This window comes from Zoogloea sp. (genome assembly GCF_023150065.1).
Lineage (GTDB): Bacteria > Pseudomonadota > Gammaproteobacteria > Burkholderiales > Rhodocyclaceae > Zoogloea.
Genome location: NZ_JAKLLN010000014.1, coordinates 67,423 through 84,912 on the forward strand (window position 1 = coordinate 67,423; position 17,490 = coordinate 84,912).

Consider the following 17,490-nt stretch of genomic DNA (forward strand, 5'->3'; position numbering starts at 1 on the left):
AGGTGATCCAGGTGACTGTTCGCAACTCTTCCCTTCTCCGTGCCCTTTCCGCCGCCGCCCTGACCCTGGCCACGAGCCTCGCCCTCGCCCACGGTGACGTGGTACCCCAGGCCGTCGACACCTCTTCCCTCACGCAGGTCGGCAAGGACTGGCTGACCAAGAACCCCTATCTGGGCAACAAGGAAGCGATCCGCATCGGCGACTCCGCCTTCAACCAGAACTGCGCCCGCTGCCACGGCCTCGGCGCCGTCTCCGGCGGCATCGCCCCCGACCTGCGCTACCTGCCCGCCGGCCAGGAGGGTGACGAGATCTTCATGCAGCGCATCCGCAAGGGTGCCACCCGCGACGGCCGTGTGTATATGCCCCCGTTCGAAGGCATCCTGAGCCAGGAAGCCATGTGGACCATCCGCGCCTGGCTGGAGACCGTCCGTGAAGACTGATCGTCGCAGCTTCCTGCTTGCCGCCGGCGCCATGGCGCTGGCAGGCAGCCTGCCCGCCCGGGCCGACAGCCTGGAGGACATCCGCAAGCGCGGCAGCCTCCGGGTTGCCGTGTACAACAACTTCCCGCCCTACTCCCACCAGGGCAAGGGCATCGACGTGGAGCTCGCCGAGGCCCTCGGCAAGCAGCTCGGGATCGCCGTCCAGATCGCCGGCTACAACGCCGACGAGGACATGGACGACGACCTCCGCAACATGGTCTGGAAGGGGCATTACCTGGGCACCCAGCCTTCCGACGTAATGATGCACGTGCCGGTGGACTCCTACCTGCAGGGCAAGAACGACAAGGTGAAGATCTTCGGACCCTACCACCTGGAATCCATCGCCGTCGCCCGCCTGCAGCGCATCAACCCGATCCGCGGCTCGGCCGCCAACGCGCTGGAAGTGTTCACCCGCGAGAAGATCGGCGTCGAAGGCCGGACCCTGGCCGACGGCTTCCTGCTGGGCGCCCTCAACGGCCGCCTGCGCGACAACGTGGTGCACTTTGCCAACGTGGCTGCGGCAGTGGACAAGCTGAAAGCCGGCGAACTGGCCGCCGTGATGGGCTCGCGCTCGGAGATCGAGGCTGCGATGGGCAAGGATGGCCGCTTCGTGATCGAAGCCGTGCAGATGCCCGAGCTGAAGTTCAACCACTGGCCCCTGGGCATGGCGGTGAAGGCCGACGAGAACGCCCTCGCCGAGGCCCTGGCCGGCGCCCTCAAGGAACTGCAGAAGAACGGCACGGTCGCAGCCATCTTCGCCCGCAACGGCATCACCTACCTGGCCCCGACCCTCTGACCCCATGCGCCCAAGCCCTCTCCTGCTCCCGGCCCTGCTCGCCGGCCTGATCCTGCCCGCCGGCGTGCTGGCTGCGCCGTTCGCCTACGTCCCCAACGAAAAATCCGCTTCGGTATCGGTGATCGACACCGCCACCGACACCGTGGTGCGCACCCTGCCGGGCGGCAAGCGCCCCCGCGGCATCGCCACGGACGGCAAGCATCTGTACATCAGCGAAGCCCCCAGCAACAGCCTGGTGGTGGTCGATATCGACAGGGCCAGGCAGGTGAAGAGCATCCGCCTGGGCGAGTCGCCGGAGGGGGTCAGCGTATCCGCCGACCACCGCCTGATCGCCGCGGCAGTAGAGGAATCCAACAGCGTGGTGGTGCTGGATGCGCGCAAGCGCAAGCCCCTCGCCGAGATCAAGGTGGAAGGGGAAAACCCCGAGCACGCGGTGTTCAGCCCCGACGGCCGCTGGCTGCTGGTCAGTGCCGAGAATGCCGAGCAGGTGGACCTGATCGACGTGAAGGCACGCCGCCAGGTGGGCAGCATCCCGGTCGGCAAACGCCCCCGCGGCATCGGTTTCACCCCGGACGGCAAGCGCGCCTACGTGGCCTGCGAGCTGGCCAGCACGGTGTACGCCATCGACATGGAGAGCCGCAAGGTGATCGCCGAGATCAAGGCCGGCACCTTCTCCAACGGCGTGACCATGGCACCGGACGGCAGCCGGGCCTATGTTTCCAATGGCAAGGACGGCACGGTGAGCGTCATCCGCACCGCCGACAACCAGATCGAGGCCACCATCCCGGTGGGCAAGCGTCCCTGGAACATGGCCATCACCCCGGACGGCAACAAGCTCTACGTGGCCAACGGACGATCGAACAGCGTTTCGGTCATCGACACACGCCGTCTCGAGGTGGTTTCCGAAGTTCCGGTCGGCGAATTGCCCTGGGGAGTGGTCATAAACTGATCCTGCCGGTACAGCGCAAGCGACCGACTTCTGCACACCCCTGCGCAACGATGGAGCAATTGCTCCACTCTGGAGCAGCAATACAAAAAGGCCCTCACGGGCCTTTTTGCTTATCCGGAGACGGGATTACAGCTTGAGGATCCACTCCACCGCCGCCTTCAGATCCGCATCGCTGATCTTGTCGGCCCCATGCGGAGGCATCGGGATCTGACCCCAGTGGCCGCTGCCGCCATTGCGGATCTTGGCACTCAGCACGGCCACGGCATCGCCCTGCCCCTTGTACTTGGCCGCCACGTCCTTGTAAGCCGGACCGACACGCTTCTGATCGACGGCGTGACAGGCCACGCAGCGTGCCTTCTTGATGATTTCCTCCGACGCCATGACCGGCGATGCGGCGGCAAGACCCAGCGCGACAGCGCAAACCAGCGGGACAACTTTCATGAATGTGCTCCTCCGAATTCTGGATTGATTTTGATCAGCGAGGGCGGGCCGGACAGTCCGGGAGAAAAAACCGGACGGCACGAAGCCGCCCGAAAACCGCCTTGCACCCAGCTATCAGCAAAAAGTGTGCGGACCCCGGGAAAAGCAAAAAACCCCTTTCCTGACAACAACTTGGACAATATCGCAGACATCAGGGATGTGCACCTTCCGTGCTCAGGCCTTGCACACCTGCTCCATAGCGTTACGCCGACAATGAACACCTGCGGCCCCGCATGCCCGCCCGACGGCACGGACCGCCGTGGCGTCGATATGACAAGGGCCCGTGCAAGCCCTGTACTGACGGGAGCTCCAGGCTGGGCGCGGCCCCGCACATGCATATTTACAAAGCCCCTCACGCCACGGGCATGTTTCGTGCTGTTAAACCGGCGTGAAAGACACGGACCCCAACGCCCCCCCCCTCACCCCGGAAGCCATCCGGCGCTCCTGGGAACGCTGCGCGGCAAGCGGGCTGCGGCCCGACGAGCGCCAGCTGGATGATCGCAGCCCGCTTGCCAGCCTGTCGGATCGTCTGGAGGCGAACGCCCGCCTGGTGACCTACGCCCAACCCATCATGGAGCATCTGCACCAGCAGATCGCCCGCAGCTCGTCCACCATCCTGCTGGCAGACGACACGGGCACCATCCTGCGTTCGGTGGGGGACGCCGACTTCATCGAGCGGGCCGCCCGCGTCGCCCTCAAGCCAGGGCACTCCTGGTCGGAAGCCAGCATGGGCACCAACGCCATCGGCACGGCCCTGGCAGAACAGCGCGCGGTCGCGGTGATCGGTGACGAGCACTACCTGGACCGCAACAAGTTCCTCACCTGCATCGCCACGCCAATCCATGCCCCCACCGGTGGCGTGCTGGGCATCCTCGACGTGTCCACCAGCGCCCGCCTGACCCAGGTTCATGCCCAGGCACTGCTCCAGACCACCGCCGAGATCATCGAGAACCGCCTGATCGAGACCGTTGCCGATGCGGCGGTGGTGATCCGCTTCCACCACCAGCCCGAAGCCCTCGCCTCACCGCTGGAAGGCCTGGCGGTGTTCGACGAGGCCGGCAACTTCCTCGCCTGCAACCGGCGCGCCGAACGCCTGCTAGGCATTGCCGACACCCGCTTCACCCGGCCGCCCTTCTGGGAGATCTTCGAGACCCGCTGGAACAGCGTGCTCGACCATGCCCTGCAGAGCAGCGCCCGACCGACCACCCTGCGCAGCCATCTGGCCCGCGAGTTCGTCGCCCACGTGCTGGTCAGCAACCTGCAACGCCTGCGCGCCACCACGGCGCCCCGGGAGAGCACCGCCGCGCCCAACGCCCGCAACCTGCCCACCCTCGATGACCTGGATCTGGGCGACAAGGCGGTCAACCACGCCATCCGGCGCGCCCGGCGCATCCTCGGGCTGGACATCCCGCTGCTCATTCAGGGTGAAACCGGCACCGGCAAGGAAGTCTTCGCCCAGGCCTTCCACCTCAGCGGACCGCGCCGCAGCGGCCCCTTCGTGGCCATCAATTGCGCCGCCATCCCCGCCAATCTCATCGAGGCCGAGCTGTTCGGCTATACCCCGGGCGCCTACACCGGCGCGCGCAGCGAGGGCGCCCGCGGCAAACTGCGCGAGGCCCACGGCGGCACCCTGTTTCTGGATGAAATCGGCGACATGCCCCTCAAGCTCCAGGCCGTGCTGCTGCGGGTGCTTGAAACCCGGCGGGTCACGCCCCTGGGGGGCGGGCTCGAAGAAGCCATCGATCTGTCCCTGGTGTGTGCCAGCCACCGCTCCCTGAAGGCCCTCTGCGAGCGCGGCGAGTTTCGCCCCGACCTGTATTTCCGCCTCTCGGCCATGAGCCTGTCGCTGCCCGCCCTGCGCGAGCGCAGCGACATTGAAGCCCTGGCCCGGCGCCTGCTCCACGACGAATCCCCCGGGCGGCCGATCCGCCTGTCGGCTTCGTCCCTGGATCTGATCCGCCGCCACCCCTGGCCCGGCAACATCCGCCAGCTGCGCAACGCCCTGCGGCTTGCGGCCGCCATGCTGGCCCCCGACGAGGACACCCTGACCCCGGCGCACCTGCCTCAGGAGCTCACCGACGATCCGGACCTGCCCCCGCCCAGCCCGGCCGCCCAAAGCCTGCGCGCCGCCGAGAGCCGCCTGGTGGGTGACACCGTGGCCCGCCACAAGGGCAACATCTCCGCCGCCGCCCGGGAGCTGGGCATCACCCGCACCACCCTCTACCGCAAACTCCGCCAGCAGGCGGCGCCCTGACTGTTGCAGGGAGTAGCAGAGGTTGCGCCCCCCTTGGCCCGATGCGCTGAGAATGGCAAAGAGGACTCCAGGGGCGATGCGTAGGGGCGACTTCAGTCGCCCATCATGCACCGATCACCGACACGCCCCTGATCGAAGTCCGCGGGCGACTGAAGTCGCCCCCACAAGTGAGGCCCGCCTTCCCGGCCCGCCGTGCCCCTCGCCCTGTGGGATACTTCGGCCCGGACTGCCACCCAGGAACACGCGCCTTGAATCTTCGCCCCATTTCCGCCCTCGCCGCCGCGCTCACCCTCTCGGCCTGCGCGCCCGCACCCAGCCCCGTGCCTGCCGAGATGCAGGCCGAGTTCCAGCCCGGCATGAGCCTGGATGACGCCAGCAAGCGGCTCACCGCCCGGGGCACCACCTTCTCGGTCAAGACGGACGCCGAGTGCATGGCCCTGGTGGAACGCAGCCCCAACATCTCCCAGCTGCGCCCCCGGGGTGGCCCGTGCGTCTTCGGCAAGATCCCCCTGTCCAAAACGTGGTTCGGCGGCCATACCGATGTGATCCTGCAGATCGTCTTCACCGCTGACAACACCCTGGCCGACGCCCACTTCGAAGAGATCGGCAGCCTGCTGTAGGCCCCAAAAAGGAAAAACCCCGACGGGGGGACGACCGGGGTTCTTCGATACTGCATCCTTCACGGCCCGGGGCCGCGCGCGTCACACCATCACTTGGGCGACAGGGTCAGGATCCACTTCACCAGCTTCTTGGCGTCGGCTTCCTTGATGGCGACCTTGTTGGGGGGCATGGCCAGGCCGCTGACCTGATCCTTCCAGTGGCTGCCGTAGGGGTTCGAGCCTTCCAGCACCACACGGGTCAGGAACACGTCGGCACCCGGCTTGCCCTTGTACATCTTGGCCACGTCCTGCCAGGCCGGACCGATGGGGGCCATGCCGTTGGGGCCCGGGGTGCCGTGCTCGATGGAATGACAGGTCATGCAGCCGCTCTTGGCAGCCAGCGCCTTCATGTCATCGTCCACAGCAGCGGAGGCGCTCGTCGCGGCCAGGCCCAGACCGGCCAGCACTGCGATCTTGCGTAAGGCGTTCATCTTTCTTCTCCTTGACTAAAAAAGGGCTTCCATCCGTGCAGGCTCGTCACGCGGGGCTGGCCGACCAGTCGATCAGCCCGTAGCGCGCGGCAAGCCGCAGCAGCTTGAAATCGTTGTCGGCATCCAGCTTCTGGCGGATGGCGGACATATGGTTGTGGATCGTCTTCTGGCTCAGGTGCATGGTGCTGGCGATAGCCCCGGGGGACTCACCACTGGCGGCCAGGCGCAGCACATCGAACTCCCGGGGCGTCAGGCGCGACAGCAGGGCTTCGCCATCGAGGGCAGCCCCGGCCAGGGCCTGGGCCACGTCGGGAGAGAGCACCCGCCGGCCGGCCGCCACGTCGCGGATCGCATCGAGCAGCTCGGCGGGTTCACTGTTCTTGGTCAGGTAGCCCAGGGCCCCCACCCGCATGGCCTGGGTCACGTAGCTCGGATTGTCGTGCATGGACACCACCAGCACCCGCAGGCCGGGCTCCCGGGCCAGCATGCGGCGGATCGCGTCGATGCCGCTGCTGCCGCGCAGGTTCAGGTCGACGATGGCCAGGTCGGCCCCGCGCTCCACCAGGCGGGCATAGGCCTCGTCGGCCGAGGCGGCTTCACCGACCACCTGCATGCCCTCTTCGGCGTCGAACAGGCGCCGGTAGCCGTTGCGCACCACCGCATGATCTTCCACCAGCAGAATCCGGATCATGCCCTCGTCCTCCTCACGCCGGGCCCTGGGCCAGGGGCAGGCTCAGATGTACACGCAGGCCGCCGCCGGGGGCTTCATCGAGCCAGCAACGCCCGCCGGCCATCTCGGCCCGCTCCCGCATGCCCAGCAGGCCACCGCGCGCCTTGCGCACCACGTCGGCCACCTGCCCGACACCGTTGTCGCATACCGTCAGTTCCACTGCCCGTCCAACCTGATGCAGCGACAGGCGAACACGGCTGGCCACGCTGTGGCGCAGCACATTGGTCAGGGATTCCTGCAAAGTCCGGTACAGGGCCAGCCCGGCGGCCGGCGGCATGGCCGGCAAGGTCTGGGGAAATTCCGTCTCGATGCCGATATCCGGCGCCCGGCCGCGCCAGCCGCTGACCAGGTCGTTGAGGGCATCCACCATCTGCAGGCCTTCGAGGCCGTGGGGACGCAACTGCGAGAGCAGGGTGCGCACCTGGCCGATCATGCGGGTCGCTTCATTGCGTATGTCTCGGGCACTTTCCGCCAGGTCTTCCGGGGAGGCCCGGCCGGCATGGCGTTCGATGTAAGCGGCGGAAATATTGACAGCCGTCAAGGCCTGACCGAATTCATCGTGCAACTCCCGTGCCAGCTCCCGGCGCTCGCTTTCCTGCAGCTCCAGCAACTGGCGGGCGAGCTGCTGGCGGGCCGCGCGGGTTTCGGCAAGTTCGGCCGACAGGCGCTCCATGGCCCCGGCGATGCTGGCAAACTCCTTGAGGCGGAAGGGCGGCAGGGTGATCTTCTCCTCGCTGCGGCCAATGCGGGCGAGGCCCTGCTCCAGTTCCCGCACCGGCTTCAGGGCCCGGTGGGCGGCGAGCCAAGCGACGGCCGCCATGGCCAGGGAAAACAGCAGCAGGGTGATGATGACGCGCATGCCGTCACGCAGCACCTCGTGGATCTCGGCCCGGGCGTCGGCGCGGATCACCAGGGTGCCGTCTCCCAGGGGGATGCGACGCTCATGGATCTCGCGCCCCTCCATGAAGTAATCGACCAGCGCCGGCAGCACCCCGGCAGCGGGCGGCGCCACACCCTGCTCCAGATTGGAGCGCTCCACGGACAGCGCAACGTGTCGCAACTGACCACCTGCCAGCAGGGCCTCGAGCTCGCCGGCCCGCTGGCCGTCGGAGGCACGCAGGGCCAGGATGGTATTGACCAGCCGGGTCGAAGCCTCCATTTCTTCGGCCACGTCCTCCTGCAGGGCCAGCCCAACCCAGGCCACGGCCATCGCCAGCAGCGCCATGGCAAAGCCCAGCACGTAGCCAAACAGTCTCCAGCGCAGATCCATGTCTGCTTCCCCCATCTTGTAATACCCCCACAACCAGCAAGGCATGTGCCAGATCCCGGAAGTGGCGGGAAAACTTCCCGCCCCCGGGGGGAGGGCTTCCCACGACAGGGGCCGGAGGCGCCTTCCATACTGCGCCTCGTTCCGGGCCAAGGGCTGCATGGGAGGCCGGTCCGGAAGCGACCAACGACAAATCATCCGGAGACAAGGACTCACCATGAAGAACCGACGCGTCACCCTCAAACCCGGCCTGCTGGCCCTCGCCCTCACCGCCGCCTTCGCCACTTCGGCCCAGGCCGCCGGGACCAAGGTCACCTGGGACGACATCCGGAACGACGACAAGACCCCCGGCGACGTGCTCTCCTACGGCCTTGGCCTGAAGGCCCAGCGCCACAGCACCCTGAAGACGGTCAATACCAAGAACGTCGCAGGTCTCGTCCCGGCCTGGAGCTTCTCCTTCGGCGGCGAGAAACAGCGCGGCCAGGAAAGCCAGGCCCTGGTGCACGACGGCGTCATCTACGTGACCGCATCCTACTCCCGCATCTACGCCATCGACGCACGCAGCGGCAAGCGCCTGTGGGAATACGAAGCCCGTCTGCCCGAAGACATCCGCCCCTGCTGTGACGTGGTAAACCGCGGCGCCGCCATCTATGGCGACAAGATCTACTTCGGCACCCTGGACGCCGGCATCGTCGCCCTCAACAAGGACACCGGCAAGGTGGTGTGGCGCAAGAAGTGGGGCGATCACAAGGTCGGCTACACCATGACCGGCGCCCCCTTCGTGATCCAGGACCAGAAGAGCGGCAAGGTGCTGCTGGTGCACGGTTCGTCGGGTGACGAGTTCGGCGTGGTCGGCTGGCTGTTTGCCCGCGACACCGAGACCGGCGAGGAAGTCTGGGCCCGCCCGATGGTGGAAGGCCACATGGGCCGCCTCAACGGCAAGGACAGCACCTACACCGGCGACCCCAGCGCCCCCACGTGGCCCAAGGACAAGGACGGCAAGCCCACCGAAGCATGGCACCATGGCGGCGGCGCTCCGTGGCAGACCGCCAGCTTCGACCTCGAGAAGAACATGGTGGTCATCGGTACCGGCAACCCGGCGCCGTGGAACACCTGGAAGCGCACCCAGGAAGGCGACGATCCGCGCAACTGGCCCAGCCTGTTCACCTCCGGCCAGGCTTACGTGGATGCCAGCACCGGCGAGCTGAAGGGCTTCTTCCAGCACACCCCCAACGATGCCTGGGACTTCTCCGGCAACAACTCCGTGGTGCTCTTCGAGTACAAGGACACGAAGACCGGCAAGCTGGTCAAGGCCTCGGCCCACGCCGACCGCAACGGCTTCTTCTTCGTGACCGACCGGGAAAAACTGTCCACCGGCGCGGGCTACCCCAACAAGCCCACCTCCCTGATCGGCGCATGGCCCTTCGTTGAGGGCATCACCTGGGCCAAGGGCTGGGACGTGGCTGCCGGCAAGCCCATCGAGACCGGCAACCGCCCCCCCGAAGCCAAGCCTGGCGCCGACAAGGGTGACAGCGTTTTCGTCTCCCCGCCCTTCCTGGGCGGCACCAACTGGATGCCCATGTCCTACAGCCCGGACACCGGCCTGTTCTACATCCCGGCCAACCACTGGGCCATGGACTACTGGACCGAACACCTGACCTACAAGGCCGGCTCCGCCTACCTGGGCCAGGGCTTCCGCATCAAGCGCCTGTTTGACGACCACGTCGGCACCCTGCGCGCCATCGACCCGAAGAGCGGCAAGATCGTGTGGGAACACAAGGAGAAGTTCCCCCTGTGGGCCGGCACCCTCACCACCGCTGGCGGGCTGCTGATCACCGGTACCTCTGACGGCTATGTGAAGGCCTTTGACGCGAAGAACGGCAAGGAGCTGTGGAAGTTCCAGACCGGTTCCGGCGTGGTGTCCGTGCCCATCACCTGGGAGATGGACGGCGAGCAGTACATCGGCATCTCCTCGGGCTACGGCGGTGCAGTGCCCCTGTGGGGCGGCGACATGGCCGACCTGACCAAACAAGTCACCCAGGGCTCGTCCTTCTGGGCCTTCAAGCTGCCCAAGATCGCCCGCTGATCAGGGTGGCCCCGGGCCGGAACACCTCCGGCCGGCCCGGGGCTTTTTCCCTTTGCGCAAGCCTCCATAAGGAGTCCCCCATGCTTCGCCCCCCATTGTTCGCGCTGCTGGCCGGGCTGATGTTCGTCTCCGCGCCCGCCTCTGCCGCCGGCAACCCTGCCGAGCCCCAGGTCTATGGCACCTGCGGCATGTGGCCACACGCCCGCTGCCGGGGCGCCGACCTGCGCCACAAGGATCTCTCCGCCCTGGACCTGGCCGGCGCCGACTTTACCGGCGCCAACCTGGCCCGGGCCGACCTGCGCGCCGCCAACCTGGCCGGCGCAATCTTCGACGGCGCCGACCTGAGCGGCGCCCGCATGGCCAAGGTGAACGCCCCCGGCGCGTCCTTCCGCAACGCCAAGCTGATCGGCACCGACCTGGAATTCGCCAAGCTGATGCGCACCGATTTCACCGGTGCCGACCTCACCGTCGCCAACCTGGAGGCCGCCCGCACGCCCTTCGCCTGGTTTGTCGGCGCCCGCCTGACCAACGCCAACCTGCAGGAGACCAAGTTCAACGCCACCAACCTGCGCAACGCCAACCTGGAAGGTGCGCTGCTGCGCTACACCATCTTCCCCGACTCCTCCTTCGAGGGCTGCACCGGCTGCCCCACCGACTGGTGACCCCCAATGGCCGCCCCCATGCCCGCCCGCCGCATCCTGCGCTGCCTGAGCGCCGTGCTGCTGACCCTGAGCAGCGCCCTCGCCACCGCCGAGGTCGCCGACCCGAACGTGGTCGTCGACACCTCCAGCCTGCCCCCCATCGCCGTCAACGCCCCCGAGGGCAACCCCTACCGGGGCAACCCCCGGGCTGCCGAGATCGGCCGCGCGGCCTTCAACCAGGCCTGCTCCCGCTGCCACGGCATTGACGCCGTCAACAAGGGACAGGTCGGCCCCGACCTGCTCAAGATGGACCGCTCCTGCCCGCGCATCGCCGACCCGGTGGTCCGCCAGCTGTGCGTGCTGGATCAGGATGATTTCTTCCTGAAGTCGGTCCAGGACGGCAAGACCCGGGTCGGCGTGGTGCACATGCCCGCCTGGAAGGAGGTGCTGTCTCCCGCTGCCATCTGGACCATCCGCAGCTTCCTGGAAAGCAGCAGCCGCTGAAATCCGGGGCGGGACGGGGGATAATCCGGCGCAATCCCACGCCCTCCCCCGATCCGCCCGTGTCCACATCCCCCCTCATCCGCAGCGCCCGCCTTGCCGACCTGCCGGCAATCCTGCACATCCAGGCCCGCTGCTACAGCGCCATCGTCCCCGAATCCGCCGCGTCCATGGGCGCCAAGCTGGCGGCCGCCCCCGATACCTGCTTTGTGGCCTGCCGGGGCGAGCAGATCGTCGCCTACCTGCTGGCCCTGCCCTGGCGCTTCGACGCCCCGCCCTGCCTGGACGCCACCGAATGCCACCTCCCCGGGCAGCCCGACACCCTCTACCTGCACGACCTGGCGGTTGATCCCGCAGCCCGCGGCAGCGGCGCCGCCGATTCGCTGGTGCAGGCCTTCCTGTCGGCGCTGGCCCGCCTGCCGCTCCCCCGCGCCAGCCTGATCGCCATCCAGGGCTCCGCCCCCTGGTGGGCCCGCCATGGCTTCGCCCGGGTGCCCGTCGATGAGGCGCTGGCTGCACGGCTTGCGGGTTACGGCGAGGATGCGGCCTACATGGCCAGGCTCACAGGATGAAGGTCTTCACCACAAAGCCGACGAGCGCGCAGCCGGCAATCACGTGGATGACGTTCGCCTTGAAACGGAACAGGGCCATCGCGGCCCCCAGGGCGATGAGCGCCGACACCCACTCGAACCCGCCCGCGAAACCCTTCGGCCACAGGACGTGATAACCGAAGAACAGCGCCAGGTTCAGGATGACGCCCACCACCGCCGCGGTGATGGCGGTGAGCGGCCCGGTGAACTTCAGATCGTTGTGGGTCGTCTCGATGAAGGGCCCGCCCATCAGGATGAACACGAAGGAAGGCAGAAAGGTGAACCAGGTGACCAGCATCGCCGCCGTCGCCCCCGCCAGAAAGAGGCTGTCCGGGCCGAACACGGCCTTGACGTAGCCACCCACGAAGCCGACGAAGGTGACGACCATGATCAGCGGCCCCGGCGTCGTTTCGCCCAAAGCCAGGCCGTCGATCATCTGGGTCGGGGTCAGCCAGCCATAGTTGCCGACCGCTCCCTGGTAAACATAGGGCAGCACGGCGTACGCCCCGCCGAAAGTCAGCAGGGCCGCCTTGGTGAAGAACCAGCCCATCTGCGTCAGGGTATGGCCCCAGCCAAAAGCGGCCGTCAGCAGCCCCATCGGCACCAGCCACAGCAGGCTGCCGATGAGCGCGACCTTCACCAGCCTACCCCAGGCAAACCGGGCATGCTCTGGCGTCGGGGTGTCGTCATCAATCAGTGCCGGCCCGAAGGATTTGTCCGCCTTGCCATGCCCTCCCCCGGCCTTGAAACTCTCCGGTGCCATGCGCCCGCCGAAGTAGCCGATCACGGCGGCCGCGACAACGATGGCCGGAAAGGGAACATTGAGGGCAAAGATGGCGACGAATGACGCGCCGGCAATCGCCCACAACACATTGTTCTTCAGGGCCCGGGCGCCGATGCGGTGCGCCGCCTGCACCACGATGGCCGTCACCGCCGGCTTGATGCCGAAGAACAGACCCGCCACCAGCGGCACATCACCAAACGCGATATAGACCCACGACAGGCCAATCAGGATGAACAACGAAGGCAGCACGAACAGGCCGCCGGCAACGATGCCGCCCCAGGTCCGGTGCATCAGCCAGCCGATGTAGGTGGCCAGTTGCTGTGCCTCTGGCCCGGGCAGCACCATGCAATAGTTGAGCGCATGCAGGAAGCGGCGCTCCGAGATCCAGCGCCGGCGCTCCACCAGCTCCTCGTGCATGATGGCAATCTGCCCCGCCGGGCCGCCGAAGCTGATGAAACCGAGCTTGAGCCAGAACAGGAAGGCTTGCCATAAGCTGACTTCTGCCGCCCGGGTATCAGGTGCTTCAGATTTTGCCGTCAGGCTTGGATTCATGATTTCGGGCCTTTCTCAAAAGAGGCCAGGAGTCCGTCGAAAATAATGCCGGCCAGGGCCAGGAGTTGGTCGTCGTCAGACACGGTGTCGCGCAGGCCGGCCAGCGCGCACTCGATGCCCACCGCCTCCGGCGGCTGCACACCGCCCACGTCCAGGAAGTGCACCAGCGCCCCGAAGCGCTGCAGGGCGGGCGATTCCAGGCCGAAGCTGGCCAGCAGCACCTCAAAGCTGACGCGGCCCCCCACGTGGGTGAAGGTCGCGCCGTCAAAATCGAAACCCAGGGCGTCGGCCGGGCAATCGGCCGGCGTCGCCAGCCAGAGCAGCCTGGCCTGCGGATCGATGCAGCGGCGAATCAGCCAGGCGCAGGCCAGCCGGTCCACCCAGGGGCGCTGGCGGGTTGCCCAGAGGCGCCCCTGGTAATCCCCGATGCCAAGGCGGGCGATCGCCTCATTAACCGGCCGCGGCTCATCGGGCGACAGGGCCCAGGCCGCCCGCTGTTCGAGGTCACGCAAGGCCTCGTCGGCCTGTTTCCCCGCTTCACCGGGGAAAAAATCGATGGCCGCCAGATTGCCGAAGGTCTTGCGCAACTTGCGGGCGTGCTTCAGGGCCTCGTCGGCCGTGTCGGGGCTGAGCGTGCTCCGGGCTGCCGCAATATCGCCCAGCAAGATTGCAAAGTCTGCGCTGCGATCGAAGAGCCCCGCAAAGTTGCCGTCACGGGGCTCCTCGACGCGCACGACCAGTGCCGTTCCGCCCGCGGCACGCACATCCGTCGCAACCTTGTCCAGGGTATTCCGGCAGGCTTCCCGCTCCGGCATCAGATAGACACCATCCCTCAGCACAGCGGCACCCGACGCCTTGAGGCTGCGCCACGCACGCATGCGGGCCGTGGCGTTCTCGGTGGGAAGGCTGGTAATGAGCGCAATCCATGTATTCATGAGCACACTCTACCTTAATAGTAGATATTTCTACATGGCCGTTCTTCATCTACATCAGCGAGGCGGAGCGGGCTTTCAGGGGCCCTCCAAGCGCTATCGATGCCGCCAGAAAACCCGTTCCGCTCCCCCATCGGGTGATCCTGCCGGGCGCACCTCGCCCCACCCACCGGCACGGGCGGGCAGAATCCGGCACAATCCGCGCACTCGCCAGCCCCCCCTGACCCGATGCGTGCGCTTGTCCACCTCCTGTTCCTGATCCTTCTTGCCGGCTGTACCACGGTTGTCACCCAGGTCCAGCTCGACCGCCAGCTCGGCCGCCCCGATCCGGCGCGCTTCGACCGGCCCGCAACAGCGCCCGCCGAGGCCCCCGACTACCAGACCCGCGTGCGTCCCATCCTCGAACGTCGTTGTGTGGCCTGTCATGCCTGCTACGACGCCCCCTGCCAGCTCAAGCTGACCCGTCACGACGGCATCACCCGTGGCGCCAACCCCGACAAGGTGTATGCCGACGCGCGCCTGCTCGCTGCCAATCCGACCCGCCTCGGCTTCGACGCCACCAGCAACGCGGCCTGGCGTGACAAGGGCTTCCACCCGGTACTCAACGAACGGGCTGCCACCCCTCAGGCCAACCGGGACGCCAGCGTGCTGTACCGCATCCTGGCCCTCAAGCAGCGCAACCCGGGGCCCGACAGCGGCCCCCAGCCCGCCGACCGCTTCAACTTCGCCCTCGACCGGCCGCAATCCTGCACCCGCATCGAGGGCATGGCCGATTTCGAGAAGGAGCATCCGGAATGGGGCATGCCCTTCGGCCTGCCCGCCCTGAGCCCGGCGGAACACGACACCCTGAGCCGCTGGATCGAAGCTGGCGCCCCCTTCAGCCCCCGGGCACCGCTGCCGGCCCGGGTGCAGGCGCGGGTGGAAGAATGGGAGGCACTGCTCAACGGCGACAGCCTGCGCGACCAGCTGGCAGCCCGCTACATCTACGAACACTGGTACATCGGCCAGCTCTACATCGACGAGCAGCCCGAGTACCGCTTCGAGCTGGTGCGCAGCCGCAGCGCCCCTGGCCAGCCCATCGACGTCGTCGCCACCCGCCGCCCTTATGACGACCCCGGCGTGGCCCGGGTGTATTACCGCCTGCGCCCCAGCGACGAGACCCTGGTGGCCAAGACCCACATGCCCCTGGCCCTCGACGAGGCCCGCCGCAGCCGCTTGAAGAAGTGGTTTTTCGACGCTCCCATCGCCGTGAACCGCCTGCCCGGCTACGACCCGAAAACCGCCTCCAACCCCTTCGTCACCTTCAGGGCGCTGCCGGTGGATGCCCGCTACCGCTTCATGCTCGACGATGCCAGTTTTACCGTGATGGGCTTCATGAAGGGGCCGGTGTGCCGCGGCCAGGTGGCGCTCAACGTGATCAACGATCACTTCTGGGTGCTCTTCTACTCGCCGGAGAGCGAGGTGGCCCGCGACACCCAGGGCCTGCTCGACGCCACCCGCCCCAACCTGCGCATGCCCGCCGAGGACGACAGCAGCACCGGCATCCTGGCCTGGAACAAATACGCCCGGGCCGAGCGGCGCTACCTGGAAACCAAGAGCAGCTACATGGCCAGTTTTCCGCGCCTCAAGCCGCAGGTCACCGATCTGTGGAACGGCGACGGGCGCAACCCCAATGCCGGCCTTACGGTGTTCCGTCATTTCGACAGCGCCTCGGTGATCCGCGGCCTGGCCGGCGAGCAGCCCCAGACGGTGCTGTTGATGGGCTACCCTCTGTTCGAACGCATGCACTACCTGCTGGTGGCCGGCTTCGACGTGTATGGCAACACCGGGCACCAGCTCGCCACCCGCCTGTACATGGATTTTCTGCGCATGGAAGGTGAGGAGAACTTCCTCACCATGCTGCCCCTCAAGCATCGCCAGCGGGTGCTCGACCACTGGTACCGGGGCCGGCCTGATCCGCGGATCCGCCAGTTTGCCGACGCCCGCAGCTACTTTCCCGGTGAAAGCGGCATGCGTTACCGCACCGCGGATACCCTGGGCGAGCTTTACGGCAATGTGCACCGCCACCTGCGTCCGGTGCGCCCCGCCAGCCTCGACCTCGCCCCCAACGGGCTGAAGGCCGAGCAGGTGGCTCAGCTGCGCAGCCTCAACAGCATCACCGGCCGCAGCGCCTCAAGGATGCCCGAGCACAGCCTGCTGGTGGTGCATAACGGCAAGGGGCATGTCCGCGTCCTGTCCCTGCTGCGCAACAGCGCCCACAGCAACGTGGCCAGCCTGTTCGACGAAGCCGCCCGGCGCCTGCCCGATGAAGACAGCCTGATCGTCCTCGACGGCTTCGTCGGGGCCTACCCGAACGCCATCTTCCACCTGGACGCCGACGAGCTGCCGCGCTTTGTGCGAACGGTGCGCAACCTGGCCGACGACGACGATGTGCAGCGCCTCTACCAGCGCTTCGCCATCCGTCGCACCGACGCGCGCTTCTGGCGCATCAGCGACGCCATCCACGACTACTGGCAGAACACCGATCCCCGCCAGGCGGCCATCCTCGACTACAGCCGCCTCGACAATCGCTGAACAAGCACCAAGACAAAGGGCAGCCGAAGCTGCCCCTGCCGACACCACCGGATGGGGACGGCGTTCATCCCCGGGCCCCGGTCAGGCCCTTGTGCGGCGCCCCGTCAGGGCAGGCACAGCTTGCCGGTGACCGAGGCTGCCGTGCCGATGCTGCTGCCCAGCACGACAAGGTTGCCGGTGACATTGGCGTAAGCGCCCTTGCCGTCCGAGCCGGAGATCAGGATCTGCTCGGTCACGGCGCCAGTGCTCATGGAACCATCGGCAGCCAGCTTCACCTGGGCCACGATCACATCATTGCTGTAGAGCGCCGTGCGCTGCTTGCCCGAACCGATGTAAACAACGCTGCGGGCGGTCTGGATGCTCTGCCGCGGCAGCGAGGTGGCTGCATCGACCACGGCTGCCGGCGTCGCCGTGGGCCCGGCCAGGCCCACCAGCGGCTCGGCCGTCACGCCCGCATAGCCTGTGGCTGCCGGAAAGCCGACCAGATTGAGGGCCACGCTGAAGCACTGGTTCTGGTAGGCCGGCACCTGGCTGCCCAGGGTGTTGATCTGGCAGGCCGCATCGGGCAGCAGGCGGACGGTGCCCAGCACCGGCACACAGGCCGCGCCGGCAAAACCGGACGCCAGGGTCAGGATGATGGGAGCAAGGACTCGGGAAACAGCACGGGCATTCATGGGGGGGACGTCTCCTGGAAAGGTCATCGGACAACACGGGCCCACCCGGAAGCGCGCAGCCGCCGCGGTGGGCAATCTGTCGTCATGATGACGGCACGCTACCTGGACACG

General features: G+C 67.3%; 17 protein-coding genes. 10 read left to right on the forward strand and 7 right to left on the reverse strand.

Annotated elements, in window-relative coordinates:
- Positions 1-2 precede the first annotated feature (2 nt).
- Genes pedF through L6Q67_RS15670 form a run of 3 tightly spaced genes read left to right on the forward strand, consistent with a single transcriptional unit; the run spans position 3 to position 2,224 of the window.
- Positions 3-440, forward strand: coding sequence for a cytochrome c-550 PedF (gene pedF / locus L6Q67_RS15660; RefSeq protein WP_296571260.1), 438 nt, complete (start codon positions 3-5; stop codon positions 438-440).
- Positions 430-1,275, forward strand: coding sequence for an ABC transporter substrate-binding protein (locus L6Q67_RS15665; RefSeq protein WP_296571263.1), 846 nt, complete (start codon positions 430-432; stop codon positions 1,273-1,275). Before pedF ends, L6Q67_RS15665 begins: the two co-directional genes overlap by 11 nt.
- 4 nt (positions 1,276-1,279) lie before the next feature.
- Positions 1,280-2,224 (forward strand): beta-propeller fold lactonase family protein, encoded by a 945-nt coding sequence (locus tag L6Q67_RS15670; protein WP_296571265.1) that lies wholly within the window; start codon positions 1,280-1,282, stop codon positions 2,222-2,224.
- Positions 2,225-2,350: 126 nt separating this feature from the next.
- On the opposite strand, the gene L6Q67_RS15675 is transcribed toward L6Q67_RS15670, so the two are convergent.
- On the reverse strand, positions 2,351-2,665 hold the full coding sequence (locus L6Q67_RS15675; protein WP_296571268.1) for a c-type cytochrome: 315 nt from the start codon (positions 2,663-2,665) through the stop codon (positions 2,351-2,353).
- A gap of 427 nt (positions 2,666-3,092) precedes the next feature.
- On the opposite strand from L6Q67_RS15675, the gene L6Q67_RS15680 reads away from it, so the two are divergent.
- Together L6Q67_RS15680 and L6Q67_RS15685 are read left to right on the forward strand one after the other, a co-directional pair.
- Positions 3,093-4,958 (forward strand): sigma-54-dependent Fis family transcriptional regulator, encoded by a 1,866-nt coding sequence (locus L6Q67_RS15680; RefSeq protein ID WP_296571270.1) that lies wholly within the window; start codon positions 3,093-3,095, stop codon positions 4,956-4,958.
- A gap of 248 nt (positions 4,959-5,206) precedes the next feature.
- The gene (locus tag L6Q67_RS15685; protein WP_296571273.1) at positions 5,207-5,578 is read left to right on the forward strand and encodes a hypothetical protein; all 372 of its coding nucleotides are present in this window, start codon (positions 5,207-5,209) and stop codon (positions 5,576-5,578) included.
- Positions 5,579-5,667: 89 nt separating this feature from the next.
- On the opposite strand, the gene L6Q67_RS15690 is transcribed toward L6Q67_RS15685, so the two are convergent.
- From L6Q67_RS15690 to L6Q67_RS15700, 3 genes are read right to left on the reverse strand one after another with little or no spacing between them, the layout of a single operon-like run.
- The gene (locus tag L6Q67_RS15690; RefSeq protein WP_296571284.1) at positions 5,668-6,048 is read right to left on the reverse strand and encodes a c-type cytochrome; all 381 of its coding nucleotides are present in this window, start codon (positions 6,046-6,048) and stop codon (positions 5,668-5,670) included.
- A gap of 46 nt (positions 6,049-6,094) precedes the next feature.
- Positions 6,095-6,739, reverse strand: coding sequence for a response regulator transcription factor (locus L6Q67_RS15695; protein WP_296571287.1), 645 nt, complete (start codon positions 6,737-6,739; stop codon positions 6,095-6,097).
- A 13-nt stretch (positions 6,740-6,752) separates the two neighbouring features.
- Positions 6,753-8,048: a sensor histidine kinase gene (locus L6Q67_RS15700; RefSeq protein ID WP_296571290.1), complete on the reverse strand. Its 1,296-nt coding sequence runs from the start codon at positions 8,046-8,048 to the stop codon at positions 6,753-6,755.
- 214 nt (positions 8,049-8,262) lie between these two features.
- On the opposite strand from L6Q67_RS15700, the gene L6Q67_RS15705 reads away from it, so the two are divergent.
- From L6Q67_RS15705 to L6Q67_RS15720, 4 genes are all read left to right on the forward strand, one after another.
- Positions 8,263-10,131: a methanol/ethanol family PQQ-dependent dehydrogenase gene (locus tag L6Q67_RS15705; protein WP_296571293.1), complete on the forward strand. Its 1,869-nt coding sequence runs from the start codon at positions 8,263-8,265 to the stop codon at positions 10,129-10,131.
- 80 nt (positions 10,132-10,211) lie between these two features.
- Entirely contained in the window at positions 10,212-10,793 is a 582-nt protein-coding gene (locus L6Q67_RS15710; RefSeq protein WP_296571296.1) for a pentapeptide repeat-containing protein, read from the forward strand.
- Positions 10,794-10,799: 6 nt separating this feature from the next.
- On the forward strand, positions 10,800-11,276 hold the full coding sequence (locus L6Q67_RS15715) for a c-type cytochrome (protein WP_296571298.1): 477 nt from the start codon (positions 10,800-10,802) through the stop codon (positions 11,274-11,276).
- Positions 11,277-11,335: 59 nt separating this feature from the next.
- On the forward strand, positions 11,336-11,845 hold the full coding sequence (locus tag L6Q67_RS15720; RefSeq protein WP_296571301.1) for a GNAT family N-acetyltransferase: 510 nt from the start codon (positions 11,336-11,338) through the stop codon (positions 11,843-11,845).
- Here L6Q67_RS15720 and chrA read toward each other — a convergent pair.
- Entirely contained in the window at positions 11,835-13,199 is a 1,365-nt protein-coding gene (chrA, locus tag L6Q67_RS15725; RefSeq protein ID WP_296571303.1) for a chromate efflux transporter, read from the reverse strand. The genes L6Q67_RS15720 and chrA overlap by 11 nt on opposite strands.
- Positions 13,196-14,134, reverse strand: coding sequence for a chromate resistance protein ChrB domain-containing protein (locus L6Q67_RS15730; RefSeq protein WP_296571305.1), 939 nt, complete (start codon positions 14,132-14,134; stop codon positions 13,196-13,198). The genes chrA and L6Q67_RS15730 overlap by 4 nt, the downstream gene beginning before the upstream one ends.
- 225 nt (positions 14,135-14,359) lie before the next feature.
- Between L6Q67_RS15730 and L6Q67_RS15735 the strand changes: the two genes are divergently transcribed.
- On the forward strand, positions 14,360-16,705 hold the full coding sequence (locus L6Q67_RS15735; protein WP_296571308.1) for a fatty acid cis/trans isomerase: 2,346 nt from the start codon (positions 14,360-14,362) through the stop codon (positions 16,703-16,705).
- A 104-nt stretch (positions 16,706-16,809) separates the two neighbouring features.
- Here L6Q67_RS15735 and L6Q67_RS15740 read toward each other — a convergent pair whose 3' ends face one another.
- Positions 16,810-17,379: a hypothetical protein gene (locus tag L6Q67_RS15740; protein WP_296571311.1), complete on the reverse strand. Its 570-nt coding sequence runs from the start codon at positions 17,377-17,379 to the stop codon at positions 16,810-16,812.
- Between the last annotated feature and the right edge of the window lie 111 nt (positions 17,380-17,490).

What these genes read in the sequence shown, in the direction of transcription:
- L6Q67_RS15705 (WP_296571293.1), top strand. Translation starts at nt 8,263, where the DNA reads ATGAAGAACCGACGCGTCACCCTCAAACCCGGCCTGCTGGCCCTCGCC.
- L6Q67_RS15670 (WP_296571265.1), top strand. Translation starts at nt 1,280, where the DNA reads ATGCGCCCAAGCCCTCTCCTGCTCCCGGCCCTGCTCGCCGGCCTGATC.
- L6Q67_RS15675 (WP_296571268.1), bottom strand. Translation starts at nt 2,665, where the DNA reads ATGAAAGTTGTCCCGCTGGTTTGCGCTGTCGCGCTGGGTCTTGCCGCC.
- L6Q67_RS15695 (WP_296571287.1), bottom strand. Translation starts at nt 6,739, where the DNA reads ATGATCCGGATTCTGCTGGTGGAAGATCATGCGGTGGTGCGCAACGGC.
- L6Q67_RS15730 (WP_296571305.1), bottom strand. Translation starts at nt 14,134, where the DNA reads ATGAATACATGGATTGCGCTCATTACCAGCCTTCCCACCGAGAACGCC.
- chrA (WP_296571303.1), bottom strand. Translation starts at nt 13,199, where the DNA reads ATGAATCCAAGCCTGACGGCAAAATCTGAAGCACCTGATACCCGGGCG.
- L6Q67_RS15715 (WP_296571298.1), top strand. Translation starts at nt 10,800, where the DNA reads ATGGCCGCCCCCATGCCCGCCCGCCGCATCCTGCGCTGCCTGAGCGCC.
- L6Q67_RS15700 (WP_296571290.1), bottom strand. Translation starts at nt 8,048, where the DNA reads ATGGATCTGCGCTGGAGACTGTTTGGCTACGTGCTGGGCTTTGCCATG.
- L6Q67_RS15740 (WP_296571311.1), bottom strand. Translation starts at nt 17,379, where the DNA reads ATGAATGCCCGTGCTGTTTCCCGAGTCCTTGCTCCCATCATCCTGACC.
- L6Q67_RS15710 (WP_296571296.1), top strand. Translation starts at nt 10,212, where the DNA reads ATGCTTCGCCCCCCATTGTTCGCGCTGCTGGCCGGGCTGATGTTCGTC.
- L6Q67_RS15690 (WP_296571284.1), bottom strand. Translation starts at nt 6,048, where the DNA reads ATGAACGCCTTACGCAAGATCGCAGTGCTGGCCGGTCTGGGCCTGGCC.
- L6Q67_RS15735 (WP_296571308.1), top strand. Translation starts at nt 14,360, where the DNA reads ATGCGTGCGCTTGTCCACCTCCTGTTCCTGATCCTTCTTGCCGGCTGT.